12 protein-coding genes are annotated in these 13,100 nt (G+C 68.6%); 4 read left to right on the plus strand and 8 right to left on the minus strand.

The annotated features are described in order from the left end of the window. Positions 1-202: 202 nt before the first annotated feature. Together V2W30_RS01275 and V2W30_RS01280 are read right to left on the minus strand one after the other, a co-directional pair. The gene (locus tag V2W30_RS01275; RefSeq protein WP_338692878.1) at positions 203-1,021 is read right to left on the minus strand and encodes an SDR family NAD(P)-dependent oxidoreductase; all 819 of its coding nucleotides are present in this window, start codon (positions 1,019-1,021) and stop codon (positions 203-205) included. Positions 1,022-1,144: 123 nt separating this feature from the next. After that, positions 1,145-1,573 carry a hypothetical protein gene (locus tag V2W30_RS01280; protein WP_338692880.1) on the minus strand — a complete coding sequence of 143 codons (429 nt, stop codon included), beginning with the start codon at positions 1,571-1,573 and terminating at the stop codon, positions 1,145-1,147. Between the two features lie 361 nt (positions 1,574-1,934). On the opposite strand from V2W30_RS01280, the gene V2W30_RS01285 reads away from it, so the two are divergent. Further along, positions 1,935-2,795, plus strand: a complete 861-nt coding sequence (locus V2W30_RS01285; protein ID WP_338692881.1) for a Bax inhibitor-1/YccA family protein — start codon at positions 1,935-1,937, stop codon at positions 2,793-2,795. Between the two features lie 345 nt (positions 2,796-3,140). Here the strand turns inward: V2W30_RS01285 and V2W30_RS01290 are convergent, their stop codons facing one another. The 4 genes from V2W30_RS01290 to V2W30_RS01305 all read right to left on the minus strand — a co-directional run bounded on the left by V2W30_RS01290 (position 3,141) and on the right by V2W30_RS01305 (position 7,067). After that, positions 3,141-3,743, minus strand: a complete 603-nt coding sequence (locus V2W30_RS01290) for a DUF308 domain-containing protein (protein ID WP_338692882.1) — start codon at positions 3,741-3,743, stop codon at positions 3,141-3,143. A gap of 76 nt (positions 3,744-3,819) precedes the next feature. Further along, positions 3,820-5,439: a tannase/feruloyl esterase family alpha/beta hydrolase gene (locus tag V2W30_RS01295; RefSeq protein WP_338692884.1), complete on the minus strand. Its 1,620-nt coding sequence runs from the start codon at positions 5,437-5,439 to the stop codon at positions 3,820-3,822. Between the two features lie 247 nt (positions 5,440-5,686). Continuing rightward, positions 5,687-6,451, minus strand: coding sequence for a cytochrome b/b6 domain-containing protein (locus V2W30_RS01300; RefSeq protein ID WP_425244464.1), 765 nt, complete (start codon positions 6,449-6,451; stop codon positions 5,687-5,689). Further along, positions 6,399-7,067 (minus strand): molybdopterin-dependent oxidoreductase, encoded by a 669-nt coding sequence (locus tag V2W30_RS01305; protein ID WP_425244654.1) that lies wholly within the window; start codon positions 7,065-7,067, stop codon positions 6,399-6,401. The genes V2W30_RS01300 and V2W30_RS01305 overlap by 53 nt, the downstream gene beginning before the upstream one ends. 851 nt (positions 7,068-7,918) lie before the next feature. Here V2W30_RS01305 and V2W30_RS01310 point away from each other — a divergent pair. After that, a complete protein-coding gene (locus V2W30_RS01310) occupies positions 7,919-8,473 on the plus strand; it encodes a hypothetical protein (RefSeq protein ID WP_338692888.1) in 555 nt (184 codons plus the stop codon). A 367-nt stretch (positions 8,474-8,840) separates the two neighbouring features. Here the strand turns inward: V2W30_RS01310 and V2W30_RS01315 are convergent, their stop codons facing one another. Together V2W30_RS01315 and V2W30_RS01320 are read right to left on the minus strand one after the other, a co-directional pair. Further along, positions 8,841-9,272: an Ohr family peroxiredoxin gene (locus tag V2W30_RS01315; protein WP_338692889.1), complete on the minus strand. Its 432-nt coding sequence runs from the start codon at positions 9,270-9,272 to the stop codon at positions 8,841-8,843. A 248-nt stretch (positions 9,273-9,520) separates the two neighbouring features. Beyond that, positions 9,521-10,987, minus strand: coding sequence for a catalase (locus V2W30_RS01320; protein WP_338692890.1), 1,467 nt, complete (start codon positions 10,985-10,987; stop codon positions 9,521-9,523). Positions 10,988-11,292: 305 nt separating this feature from the next. On the opposite strand from V2W30_RS01320, the gene V2W30_RS01325 reads away from it, so the two are divergent. Next, entirely contained in the window at positions 11,293-12,132 is an 840-nt protein-coding gene (locus tag V2W30_RS01325; protein ID WP_338692892.1) for an oxidoreductase, read from the plus strand. A gap of 98 nt (positions 12,133-12,230) precedes the next feature. Then, entirely contained in the window at positions 12,231-13,088 is an 858-nt protein-coding gene (locus tag V2W30_RS01330) for an oxidoreductase (protein WP_338692893.1), read from the plus strand. Positions 13,089-13,100 lie beyond the last annotated feature (12 nt).

Genomic DNA, 13,100 nt, shown 5'->3' on the forward strand with positions numbered 1-13,100 from the left:
CTTGTCGGGCCGACATCGCGCACACATCCGTCGAATGACTGCGAGTCGGGTACCGGTGGTGTCTTTCGGGTCCCGTCGTTCCCGGTGTTTCCGGTGCTTCCGGCGTTACCGTCGCTCCCGGCGTGCCCGGCGTGGACGGCGTGCCCGGCGCTTCCGTCGGACAGCGCGGGCCGGACATGTGTGCGGCGCCGCGCTGTGGGTGTCATACGGATTCGCTGACGGCACGCCACTCGGCGTCCTGGGCGGCGATCCGCTCGGCCACGGTCGCGGCGGCGGCGACGGCGTCCTTGCCCAGGAGCAGGCGCAGCGGCGGCCGCTCGGCCTCGGTGATGTCGATCAGGACCCGGGCGATACGGGCAGGGTCGCCGGGCTGTCGGCCGTGTGCGCCGCGGATGTTTCCGACGGCGCCGCCGACAACGGCCTCGTAGGGGGCGCTGACCGGCGGGGTGGCCATGGAGGAGCCCGCCCATTCGGTGCGCATGCCGCCCGGTTCGAGGACGGTGACCTTGATGCCGAGGGGTGCCACTTCCTGGGCCAGGACCTCGGAGAAGCCGCCGACGGCCCACTTGGCCGCCTGGTAGGCACCCAGGCCCGGGACGCCGACGCGTCCGCCGACGGAGGAGACCTGCACGATGTGCCCGTGGCCCTGCTCGCGCAGGACGGGGAGGGCCGCCCGGGACACGTTGACGACCCCGAAGAGGTTCGCTTCGATCTGGTCGCGGAAGGCCTGGTCGGACATGTCCTCGATGGCGGCCATGTCGGCGTAGCCGGCGTTGTTGACGACCACGTCCAGGCTGCCGAAGGCGTCCACGGCGGCCCGCACAGCTCGCTGCGCCGCCTCGGCGTCGGTCACGTCCAGAGTGATCAGGCGGGCCCGGTCCCCGTACTGCTCGGCGAGGTCGTTCAGGGTCTCGGTGCGGCGCGCGGTGGCGACCACGTTGTCACCCGTCTCCAGGACGGCCTCGGCGATGGCGCGGCCGAGTCCGCGGGAGCTTCCGGTGATCAGCCAGGTCTTACTCATGACGATTCCTCAGTTCCTTCTGGATCGAGCCCGCTTCCGTGTGGATGCCGGCTCTGCGTGGATGCTTGTTCTGTGCGGAGGCCGGTTCGGCGGGGCGCACTGGCAGGGGGGCGGACGGCTGGTTCACTCGGCCCGCAACGGCCCCGAGAACGACTTGCGCAGGGACTTCGGGGCGACCAGCGGCAGCAGCGAGGCGAGCACCTTGCCCTTGAACGTGGCGGGTCGACGCGTCAGTTCGACGTCGACGCGGGTACCGGCACCCTCCGGGGTCATCGTGAACACCCAGCCGCCACCGGCCCCGAAGAGCTTGGAGTCCAGCGTGGTGATGGTGACCTTGTCACCGGCCGGCTCCCACTCGTAGCGCGCCCGCTCCCAGGCCGCGGCGGTCCCCTCGGTGACTTCGGCCCAGGTGTCACCCACGTCGTGGACCTCGAAGTGGTCGGCGTCGATGGTCGGCCACGCCTCCGCGCGGGAGGGGCCGAAATCGGTCAGCACCCCCAGGACGCCCTTGGGGTCGAGCTGGGAGCGGAGCTGAAAGCGGACAACAGTCATGACATTCCCTCACTGAGGACTTAGTTGCTTTAAGACATAACCAGTCTGAACGGTGACTTCAGCGTCACACGATCTAACATCACCCGTCAAGATGGTTACTTGACAGGCGCCTCCCCTTTCGGAGAGTCGCCCGCGCCTGCATTCTCGAAGTTGCCGACGGGCCACCGAATCAGTCGTTTGACTGCACCCGCATGCGCGGCGAGCGATGGGCGACACAACGTCAACTCCCGTCGACGCAAAACCACTCCGACCGACCTGCCACCTTCCCAACGTCACCTGTTAAAGTGGTGACTCACTCGCTACCAGTACTCACCACTTGCCGCGAGCCGTACACACGCGGCGGACGAGGAGAACGACAAACATGAAGTCCAGCAACCCGATCTTTTCCCACTGGGGCGCGACCGACGGCGCGGGCCGGGCCGACAGCCACAGGAAGCAGCCGGTGGGGACCTATGGCGGGGGCGCTCGGGTGGACGACCACCTGAGCGATCCCTACGCGCACGGCGTCGGCCTCCCCTCCGCCGCTCCCCTGCGCTCGAACGCCGTCACCATGGACGACGTCGTCGTGCGCACCGGAATGACGCTGGGCACCGTGACCCTCACGGCCGTACTGTCCTGGCTGTTGCTGCCGGTCGACGAGGCAGACCTCGGCATGTCGTACGGGCTCGCCGTGGGCGCGGCGTTCATCGCTTTCGGCCTGTCGATGGTCCAGGTGTTCAAACGGACGCCGTCCCCGGCTCTGATCCTCGGATACGCGGCGTTCGAGGGCGTGTTCCTCGGGGTGCTCTCCAGCACGGTGTCGACGTATCTCTCACCGGGCGTGGTCGGTCAGGCGGTGCTGGGGACCTTCGCCGTCTCCGCCGGTGTGCTCCTCGCGTACCGGCGGCGCTGGATACGGGTCGACCGGCGGTTCGCCGGGTTCGTGACGGCCGCCGCGACCGGCTTCCTGCTCCTGCTCGTCGCCGACTCCCTCTTCGCTCTCTTCGGCGCGGGTGAGGGCCTGGGCTTCCGGAGCGGCGGTCTCGGCATCGCCTTCGGTGTCGTCGGCGTTCTGCTCGGCGCGGCCTTCCTCGCCATGGATTTCCGGCAGGTCGAGGACGCGGTCGCCTTCGGCGCCCCGCGCGAGGAGGCGTGGCTCGCGGCCTTCGGTATCACCACGACGCTGGTGTGGATCTACCTCGAGGTGCTGCGCGTACTGACCATCTTCAACAGCGACAACTGACGTCCCCGCACGTTCCGTCGCCGCAGGGGCACGCGCGATGCGCGTGCCCTGCGGCATGTCCGTGTGGGGGTGGACCGGCCGCTCGTGCGGCGGATCCGACACGTACCCAGGTCCTCGACCGAAGGCCGTACCCCGGCACCCGCATGCAAGCGCGCAGCAACACCCCGGCCGGTCAAGCCTGTTGGGCGGGCAGTCCAGGCTGACGTCCGGCGCCGTGGAGGACTTCGTCTTCGTACGGGTCATGACTCACGAGCCGAGTCCTGCACAAGCCGGCACCCCGACGCACAACGCTCCGGCCCGCGCTTGGACGGCGCGGGCCGGAGCGTTTCGGGAGGGGTACGGCCGTCAGGCGGTCCGCGCTCGCAGCCGGCGGGACCTCCGTCCCAGGAGCAGGGCCTGGAGGATGAACCACACCCCGCCGCCGATGGCGTACACCGAGAGCACGTCGAGCGACGGGTGGTCGCCCGCGGCCTGGATGTTGTAGGTGATGCCGACGAGGAAGGACAGCCCGCCCGAGATCAGCGTCGGCCACTGCCCGCCGAACTCGGGGCCGCGCCGCCGCAGTCCGACGACGATCTGGGCCAGACCGGAGACCACGGCCCAGGCGCCGAACACATGGAGCACCGGCGCCTCGCCGCCGACGCCCGCGATGCCGATCGCCACGGCGGCCAGCGCGCTGAGCACCCCGTTGAACGCGGTCACCCGGCGCTCGGAACCGCGGGGAGTGGCGCGGTGGTCGAGCAGCGAGGACACCACGTCGATCAGCGGGTAGGCGACCAGCAGCGCGATGGCCGGCGCGTCGACGTCTTCATGGGCTCCGGCGAAGACCAGGGCCCACACCACGGCGAGGATGCCGCGGCTCACGTACAGCTTCAGCAGCGAGGAACGTTCGTCCGTGGCCGCTTGCGTGGTCGCGGACACGGTCGTGGCCGCTGTCTGGGTGCTCATGTCGGTTCGGTCCTTCTCGGGTCAGTGGGTCGTCGCCCACCCGGTCGGTGCGGGGAGGAATCAGTGCGGGGAGAGTTCAGCGCGGCGAGGACGGAAAGACACAGCGGAAGCTGGCGGCCAGGGCCGGGTCGCCCTGGCCCTTGTAGTGCGACACCGCGGGGTAGGCGCACAGGTCGTGGGAGACCGTCTCTCCCTTGGTGTTGATCAGCGTGGCGGGGAGGGTCCTGGGTGCCTTGCCGTGTTCGACCCAGGCGGTCAGCGCGGCGAGGCCGTCGGTGGAACCGTCCTGGCCGTTGAGGCCGCAGTGGCTGGTGTTCGGGGCGAGGAAGAGCCGGTAGAAGTCGTCGACGCGCTGGGAGCCGCCCATCGCGCGCTCGACCTGCTGGTGGTAGCGAACGGTGCCTTGGGCGGGGATGTACTCGTCGGTGTCGCCCTGCCAGGTGATCAGCTTGCCGCCGGACTTGCGGAAGGCCGTCAGGTCCGGGTCGTCGGTGCCGATGACCTTGTCGTACTCGGCCTGGGACTGCTTGAACAGCTGCGTGAACTCGCTGTAGGTGATCTTCGAAAGGTCGAAGTTCGGGTCCTTCTTCAGGAAGAGCTGGACCCACAGCGCGGGAACCGGGAAGGGCTGGCCCTTGACGGTCCCGTCGGCGTCCGGCGCGGAGTGCGCCAGACCCTTCAGGTCGGCCCCGATCGGGACGCCGGCCCACAGCTTCCGGCCCGAGGTGGTGCGCGGGCCGTCCCAGATCTTGCGGACCACGGCCGCGTCGGCCGCCGTGATGGTCAGTTCCTCGCCCTTGCAGTCGACCTTGGTGCCGATCAGCCGGCGCGGGTCGAAGTCACAGCGGGAGGCGTCGTTGACCAGGCCGTCACGGACGCCGTCGAGCGTGTCGCAGGCCTTGACGGCGGCGTCCGTGAACGCGTCCAGTTCACAGTCGGTCGGATAGGTCTTCTCGTCGTTCAGGACCACCTGCGGCCACAGCGTGGCGACCTCGTACTCGTCCCAGTTGATGGCGGGAGCGTCCGCAAGGATGCCGTCGTAGTCGTCGGGGTACGCCTGGGCCTCCATGTATCCCTGGCGTCCGCCGGTCGAGCAGCCGGTGAAGTAGGAGTAGGCGGCGCGCTCGCCGTACACGCCGTTCACGACCGCCTTGCCGACGGCCGCGGCCTCGTGCTGGGACCGGGAGGCGAAGTTCTTCAACAGTGTGGCGTTGACGTGGCCCTTGCCGTCGAGGACCCAGCTGGTGTCCAGTACGTCACCGACGCCGGCGTCGGTGGTGGTCACCGCGTAGCCGTTCTTGACCGCGGCGCCGAGGCCTACACCGTTGTCCCCGGCGCTGAAGGCGCTGCCGCCGATCGCCTGGAACCGGCCGTTCCAGTTCACTGAGGGAAGCCAGGTCTGCACCTTGGCGTGGTCCGCCTCGCCCGGGTGGGTGAGCGTGACCGTCACCTGGCAGAACGCCGGGACGCCGGAGACGTCGCCGCCGAGGATGCCGGTGCCGTGGATGGTGCCGCCGTCCTGGCGGACCGCGGTCACGGACTCCACCTCGGTGCCGGCCGGGGCCTTCACGGACGGCGCCGCGCAGGCGGTGGCGGTAGCCGTGTTCCGGGTCTCCTCCGCCGAGGCGGTCGGCAGATACACCGCTGCCGCGACCAGCGGCACTCCGGCCGCGAGTACCGTCAGAGTCTTCTTCATTGCTTTCCCATCCAAGAGTCAGGTCCGAGAGTCAGGTGTGCGCAAGAGCGGCACCCCATGCGCATGCCGGCCGGCATGCGTGGCATCGATACGGATCGCGCCACTGTTCAAAGAGGTGATGGAACAGTCTGGGCGGGCATCAGGCGCTTCGGCGGGGCAGATGCCTCCGCCGGGCATCACTCTGCCCGTGCGGCCGGAGCGCGACCACAGTCAATTGACGCTCCAGGTAGGGCATTTGGCGCCTAGGTCATTCGACGGTCGTGGACGATGACGTGTGCTCCTCCCGCACCCACCTCGCGTGGTGCCGCTGCGCCCACGTTCGGCTGACATACCCGGTACGCATCCCGAGCAGCGCCTCCGGGTCCTGCCGGGCCTTACGGATGTGTCCGAGCAGGACGAAGGTGATCGCCCAGGCCAGCAGGTCGTGGACGAAGATCGCGCTGGTGCGGGAGATGAAGGGCACCAGCCCCATGAACCACATCAGCAGTCCGGTGAACATCATCACGAGCACGGCGCCCGCGATCCAGCCCGCGTAGAGCTTCTGTCCCGCGTTGAACTTGCCTGCCGGCCGTGCCTCGGGGGAGGTTCGGCGGTCCCGTACGGCACGCAGCCACTGGTGGTCGTACACGGCGAAACGGTTGATCCGGCGGAGATCCGCTCGGAAGGCGCGGGAGGAGAGTCCCAGCAGAAAGGGCAGAGGCAGACAGATGCCGGACCACTCGTGGAGGGTCACCATCAAGTGCCGCCGTCCGACGAGTTGGGCCAGCGGCCCGAGGTACAGACAGGCGGCGGTGGCCAGGCACACCAGCATCAGCCAGCCGGTGGTCCGGTGGATCCAGCGCTCGGCGACACTGAACCGCCTTACCCTTCCGGACGATTCAGACCGCATCGCCGTACCGGACGGTTCGGGCCGCGTCTCCGTGCCAGACGGTTCAGGCCGCGTCTCCGTACCGGACGGTTCAGGCCGCATCGCTGTGCCGGTCGGCGCCTTCGAGCCAGCCGTCGACCGCATAACCGCGCTCCTCCCAGTAGCCGGGTACGACCGTGTCGGTGACCGAAATGCCGGACAGCCACTTGGCCGACTTGTAGAAGTACATGGGGGCCACGTAGAGGCGGACGGGGCCGCCGTGTTCGTGGGTGATCGGCTTGTCCTGCATGTTCAGCGCGACCAGGACGTCGGAGCGACGGGCCTGTTCCAGGGTGAGGCTCTCGCTGTAGGCGCCGTCGAAGCAGGTGAAGCGGATCGCAGCGCCCGGGGAACGCACCCCGGCGTCGTCGAGGATGTCCGCCAGCCTCACACCGTCGAACGGTGTCTTCTCCACGCGCCATCCATCGGTACAGACGACGTCGTGGACGACCCGGGTCTGCGGCATCGCGCGCAGCTGGCCGAGGGTGTAGCTCCTGGGCTTGTCCACCAATCCCGTGACCCGGAGTCGGTAGTTCGTCTCATCCTTGTGCGGTACCGAGCCGACGATGCTGTAGTACCGGAAGCCGCCGGGATTGGGCAGCAGTCCGGTCGCGCCGGTGGGGTCCACCTGCGAGGCGGCTCCGAGGAACCCCTCCCAACCGCGCTGGAGATAGGGTGCGGCGGCTAGCCCCGCGACCCCGGCGGCGAGCACGCCCAGCATCGCGCGCCGTCCCACCGGTGCGCCTTCGGCGGCCTTCCGCTTCGGTGTTTCCGACATGTCAGTACTCCTTTCCTATGAGGTGGTGACGGTCTCGTGCGCGGACGAGCACGGTGAAGTGCGCGCCCAAGGTGGTGACTTCACCGTCCGGAACGGTGATGTTCACGGTTCGGCAGGAGGCGTCAGGCGCGGACGATCTCGTCGAGGAGAGCGGCCAGTTCCGCGGGGGGACAGGCACGGGGAGTGCCCCGTGGCGATACGACGGAACGTCCGCGGAGAGCTGTGCGCGCGGGTCGGATCCGATCGGGAACATGCCCTTCACAGTCTCGGGTTCCGGAACGCCGAGCAGGGTGTCCATGGACTCGTCGACGTCCGGCAAGCACAAAGGCCGCCGGCTCCCCGCGCATCAGGTCACAGGGGGACGGCAGATGCCAGGCTCCCGGAACGAGAACCAGGGTGGGCCGCTGATCCGTCATGGTGCGCGTCTCTCCGTCACCGTACGCAAGCATGTCCGAACGACATGTTCGCCCGCTGAATCCATGTATGTTTCTCCGCGGCCGACGCGATCCGACACATGTCCGTGAGGTCATGGACGCCGGGTGCGCCGTGCGTGATGTACACGATGTGCGTGCCGGGTCAGGGCCCGGTGACACGCTCACTCGCCGACGCGCCACGTCGCCGGACCTCGGAAGGTTGAGGAAGTGTCAACCTTTCCTGCGTGCTCTGGCACATCAGCCCCTATCGTGAGGGGCGAACATGCCAGACGAACTATCCGGCGTCGACACTTATCTGCGCGGCATCCTTGACATGGGTACCATGCGCAACGTCAGCCATTTCGAGGGAGTGAACCGGTTGTGACCAGTCAGTCAGCCGCCGCGCTCCGGTCGCGGTACGTCGAGCAAGCCGCATCGGACCTGGAAGAGAACCGCCGCCTCCAGCAGGAGCTGAAGGAGAGGATCTCGATGTTGAAGCAGGAGGAGGCACTCCTGCGCGACATCATCAGTCTCGCCGAGCGGTACGAAGGCTTCACCGACGCGTCCCGCCTGCCCGAGCAATCGCAGGACGAGCAGGTCGCGGCGAAGCCGAAGTCGAGGACGAAGCAGACCCCGGCCGGGGACACTTCGCGACGCACCTCGTCGGCGAAGACCGCGTCGGCGGGTACACCGGCAAAGGCGGCCGCGGAGGGGAAGCCGCGTCAGGCCCTGCTCGGCGACCTGCTCATGAAGCTGCTCGGGAAGTACGAGGAGCCCCGCCTGGCGAAGGAACTGCGGGACGAACTCCTGAAGAAGCACCCTGACCGCAATCCCACACCGCAGGTCGTACGGAACACCCTTGAGTCGCTCGTCGCCAAGGGGCGTGTCCAGCGGCACAAGCAGCAGCGCTCCGTGATGTACACGCTGGTCAAGTAGGACGGCGAAGACCCCCGGGAAATCTCAGAGGAACGGTGAGGCCGTCGGGCCGTATCCGAACAGCACCGCGCTCTCCGCCCAGTTCCACACCTGTACGTCCGTCGGCCGGGCATGCCCTTCGGGCGTCGCCTCACGCTGGGGCAGAGACTCCGCGGTGGCACCCTTCGCCGCGCCTTTCACCGTCTGCTTCGCCGCGCCCTTCGCCGTGTGACGACCGTGTCTGACGGTCCGTCCGTATGCGTGCGCCTGAGATGCCATGTCCTGCCCTCGCTCATCGGTCTGCGGAATGGGTGGAAATGAAGAAGGGTGGCGGGCCCCGCGAGGGGGTTGGGGGGTAAGACACGGGACCCGCCGGTCCAGGGGTGGATCAGGAAGCAGCCGCGTCGGCGTCGATGACGATGGGGATGTTGCCGCGCAAGGCCTTGGAGTACGGGCAGATCTCGTGCGCGGCCAGGGCGAGCTCCTGTGCCGTGGCCCGGTCGACGCCGCCGAGGACGGGGCGGAGAACCGCGGAGAGGGAGAACTCACCGTCGTCCCCGTGGGTGAGAGTGATCTCGGCGGTGATGGTGGTGCTGGTCAGTCGTATCTTGCGGGAAGCGGCCGCGCGGCGCAGGGCACCGAGGAAGCAGCCGGCCCAGCCGGCGGCGAGGAGTTGTTCGGGGTTGGTCGCGCCACCCGCGCCACCGAGCTGCTTGGGGACGGCGAGACTCGTCTCCAGCAGGCTGTCGGAGGAGCGGACATGTCCGCCGTTCCGGCCTTCTCCGTCGACGTCGACAACGGCGGTGTACGTGACTGCCATGGCTACTGCTCTCCCTTAGGTCTGGCGGGTTCCGTGAATCTGACGGGCTTGACGGGCCTGATGGGTCTGATGGGTCTGATGGGTCTGGATCGAACGATGTCCGTGACTACATCGAACGCCTTGCACGTCACCGGTTGAAGTGGTGACTCAATCATGGCAACGCCGTGCATCACCTGTCAAGGCGGTTACTTTGGGACGGCCACTTCGTGCGCTTCGGGCTGTGCGGCCTCTCGGGGCCAGGCCCGGGATCAGAGGCGGGTGGCTGCCGCCAGGGCCTCGATGGCCTTGCGAACGCCTTCTCCGTAGGCCGGGTCGGCCTGCGCGCAGTGGGCGATGTGCCGTTCGACGGTCCGCTGCGACGCGCCGTCGATCGCGCGTGCCGTGTTGTCGAAGAGGGCCTGCCGCTGCTCAGGACTCATCAGACGGAAGAGGTCGCCGGGCTGCTCGAAGTAGTTGTCGTCGTCCGCTCGGTGGTCGAAGTGGTCGGCGACGGCGCCCACGGGCCGGCCGGGCTCGCGATACGCGGGCTGTTCCCGCCAGCGCCCGTACGAGTTGGGCTCGACGCCCGGGGTCGATCCCTGGTTGCGGTCGACGCGCATGGCGCCGTCGCGGTGGTACGAGTTCACCGGGTTCTTCGCGGCGTTGACCGGGATCTGGTGGTGGTTCACGCCGAGGCGGTAGCGCTGGGCGTCGCCGTAGGCGAAGAGGCGGCCCTGGAGCATACGGTCCGGGGAGAAGCCGATGCCCGGGACGACGTTCGCCGGGGTGAAAGCGACCTGCTCGACGTCCGCGAAGTAGTTGTCGGGGTTGCGATCGAGCTCCCACTCGCCGACCTCGATCAACGGATAGTCCTTCTTCGACCAGACTTTGGTGAGGTCGAAGGGGTGGAAGCGGTAGTTCGCCGCGTCGGCTTCCGGCATGACCTGGATGAAGAGTTTCCACTTCGGGAAGTCACCGCGTTCGATCGCGTCGAAGAGGTCGCGCTGATGGGACTCGCGGTCGTTGCCGATGAGGGTTTCTGCCTCGGCGTCGGTGAGGTTCCTGATGCCCTGCCGGGTGCGGTGGTGGAACTTAACCCAGAACCGCTCACCGTCGGCGTTGACCAGGCTGTAGGTGTGCGAGCCGAAGCCGTGCATGTGCCGGTACGAGGCGGGGATGCCGCGCTCGGACATCACGATGGTGACCTGGTGCAGGGCCTCGGGGAGGCTCGTCCAGAAGTCCCAGTTGTTCTCGGCGTCGCGGAGGTTGGTGCGCGGGTCGCGCTTGACCGCGTGGTTCAGGTCGGGGAACTTCAGCGGGTCGCGGAAGAAGAACACCGGGGTGTTGTTGCCGACCAGATCCCAGTTGCCTTCGTCGGTGTAGAACTTCAGGGCGAAACCGCGGATGTCCCGCTCCGCGTCGGCCGCTCCCCGCTCACCGGCGACGGTCGAGAACCGGGCGAACAGGTCTGTCCTCTTGCCGACTTCGGAGAAGAGGTCCGCGCTCGTGTACCGCGTGATGTCCCGCGTCACCGTGAACGTGCCGAACGCGCCCGATCCCTTGGCGTGCATCCGGCGCTCCGGGATGACCTCACGGTCGAAGTGGGCCAGCTTCTCCAGGAGCCACACGTCCTGGAGGAGGATCGGACCGCGCGGGCCGGCCGTGAGGGAATTCTGGTTGTCGGGGATCGGCGCACCGGCCGCCGTCGTCAACGGTTCCTGATTGTCGTCGGGCATGGCTCGCTCCTCGATGAGTACCCCAGTGACTGTCACCTTGGCCGGCACGGCAACTGCCGCTGTGTGCGCCTCGGTTGGAACATGTCTACGCCAGGGTGTGCCGCGAAGGCGAGCCTGGACACACATGTGCAGTCATGCGGCATACCGACATCAGTTCAATGACTTACCTGCCTCGGCCTCGCGCCCGGCCGGCGCCGGCCGCTCGCAGCCAATCGACGGAGGACCGATGCCGACGCCGGAAGCAGAGTGGGAGCAGCCGCACCGGCTCCCCCTCCCCTACGGCAACAGACACGAAAGGCAGTCTCATGGCTACGACATGGTTGATCACCGGCGCTTCCCGAGGTTTCGGGCGCGCCTTGGCGGAAGCGGTACTGGCGGCCGGTGACCAGCTCGTGGCGACGGCCCGTCGGCCGGAGCAGCTGGCGGATCTGGTCGCTCGCCACGGCGACCGGGTGTGCGTGACGGCTCTGGACGTCACCGACCCGGCCGCCGCACGCGACGCGGTACAGGCGGGCCTCGCTGCCTTCGGCCGGCTGGATGTGGTCGTGAACAACGCCGGCTACGCCAACAGCGGCCCCATCGAGGAGATGACGGAGGACGACTTCCGCGCCCAGTTCGAGGCGAACTTCTTCGGGGTCGTGAACGTCACCCGAGCCGCACTCCCCGTACTGCGCGGGCGGCGCGCCGGGACGTTCGTACAGTTCTCGTCGCTCGGCGGACGGGTCGGCGGCACTCCGGGCATGGGCGCCTACCAGAGCGCCAAGTTCGCGGTGGAGGGCTTCTCCGAGGTCCTGGCCAGCGAGGTCGCCCCGTTCGGTGTGAACGTCGTCATCGTCGAGCCCGGCGCGTTCCGGACCGACTGGCAGGGCGCGTCGATGGAGCTCCACACGGTGGGCGCCGACTACGAGGAGACCGTCGGCGCCATGAACAAGTACCGGGCGGAGAACAACGGCACGCAGCCCGGGGACCCGGTCCGCGCGGCCCGGGTGCTCATCGACGTCGTACGCGACGACGACCCGCCGCGCCGCCTCCTCCTCGGCGCCCAGGCCGTGTCCATGGCGCTGGAGGCCGGCGAGGCGCGCGCCGCGGAGACGCGGAAGTGGGCCGCGGCCAGCGGCGCCGCGGACTTCCCGGCCGGCGAGTGAGGGTCACACCCACCACTACCCCATTCCCTCCCCTCATCCCCTCCGCCCTTCCCTGCTCCCCTACGTCCCACCTCTCATCGTTCGAAGGAGATCACTCCATGTCTCGTAGGACCTGGCTCATCACCGGCGCTTCCAGCGGACTCGGCAAGGCCCTCGCCGAGCACGTCCTGGCTCAGGGCGACCAGGTGGTGGCGACCGCCAGCTCGACCCAGGCCACCGCCGAACTGGCCGCGCGATACCCGCAGACCGCGCTCGCGGTGAAGCTCGACGTCACCGACGCCGGGGACCGGCTGGCGGGCGTGCGCGCCGCCGAGGAACGTTTCGGCGGCATCGACGTCCTCGTCAACAACGCCGCCATCGACTTCGTGGGCGCCCTTGAGGAACAGGAGGAGAGCGACTACCGCGGGCTGTTCGAGGTCAACTTCTTCGGCGCGGTCGCCCTCACCCGGGCCGTGCTGCCCGGGATGCGCGCGCGGCGCACCGGCACCGTCGTCAACGTCTCCTCGATGGACGGCCTGGCGAGCCTGCCCGCGAACGGCTACTACTCGGCCAGCAAGTTCGCGCTGGAGGGCTTCACCGAGGCCCTGTGGCAGGAGATCGAACCGATCGGCCTGCACGCGATGATCATCCAGCCCGGTTCCTTCCGCACCGGCATCGAGAACCGGACGAAGGTCTCCGGCGAGGCCATCGCGGACTACGCGGCCACGGCCGGCGCGTTCCGCACGATGATGGGCAGCCTGACGCCGGAGATGTTCCCGGGCGACCCGGAGCGGGCAGCCGAGGCGATCCTTCGGGCGGTGACCGCTCCGAAGCCCGCACACTGGGTCGTGCTGGGCAGCGACGCCCAGCGGCGTATCGGCGTCAAGCTCGACCAGTTGCGGGCCGAGTTCGAGGCCGGCCGGGAGCTGGCCTTCAGCACCGACTTCCCGGGCGCCGCCGACAACGCGGTGCTCTGACCCGCAGCCTGA

The organism is Streptomyces sp. Q6 (genome assembly GCF_036967205.1).
In the GTDB taxonomy this organism is placed as follows: Bacteria; Actinomycetota; Actinomycetes; order Streptomycetales; family Streptomycetaceae; genus Streptomyces; species Streptomyces citrinus.

Coding starts and splice junctions, on each gene's coding strand:
- V2W30_RS01275 (WP_338692878.1), bottom strand. CDS start 1,021: ATGAGTAAGACCTGGCTGATCACCGGAAGCTCCCGCGGACTCGGCCGC.
- V2W30_RS01280 (WP_338692880.1), bottom strand. CDS start 1,573: ATGACTGTTGTCCGCTTTCAGCTCCGCTCCCAGCTCGACCCCAAGGGC.
- V2W30_RS01285 (WP_338692881.1), top strand. CDS start 1,935: ATGAAGTCCAGCAACCCGATCTTTTCCCACTGGGGCGCGACCGACGGC.
- V2W30_RS01290 (WP_338692882.1), bottom strand. CDS start 3,743: ATGAGCACCCAGACAGCGGCCACGACCGTGTCCGCGACCACGCAAGCG.
- V2W30_RS01295 (WP_338692884.1), bottom strand. CDS start 5,439: ATGAAGAAGACTCTGACGGTACTCGCGGCCGGAGTGCCGCTGGTCGCG.
- V2W30_RS01300 (WP_425244464.1), bottom strand. CDS start 6,451: ATGCGGTCGACGGCTGGCTCGAAGGCGCCGACCGGCACAGCGATGCGG.
- V2W30_RS01305 (WP_425244654.1), bottom strand. CDS start 7,067: ATGCTGGGCGTGCTCGCCGCCGGGGTCGCGGGGCTAGCCGCCGCACCC.
- V2W30_RS01315 (WP_338692889.1), bottom strand. CDS start 9,272: ATGGCAGTCACGTACACCGCCGTTGTCGACGTCGACGGAGAAGGCCGG.
- V2W30_RS01320 (WP_338692890.1), bottom strand. CDS start 10,987: ATGCCCGACGACAATCAGGAACCGTTGACGACGGCGGCCGGTGCGCCG.
- V2W30_RS01325 (WP_338692892.1), top strand. CDS start 11,293: ATGGCTACGACATGGTTGATCACCGGCGCTTCCCGAGGTTTCGGGCGC.
- V2W30_RS01330 (WP_338692893.1), top strand. CDS start 12,231: ATGTCTCGTAGGACCTGGCTCATCACCGGCGCTTCCAGCGGACTCGGC.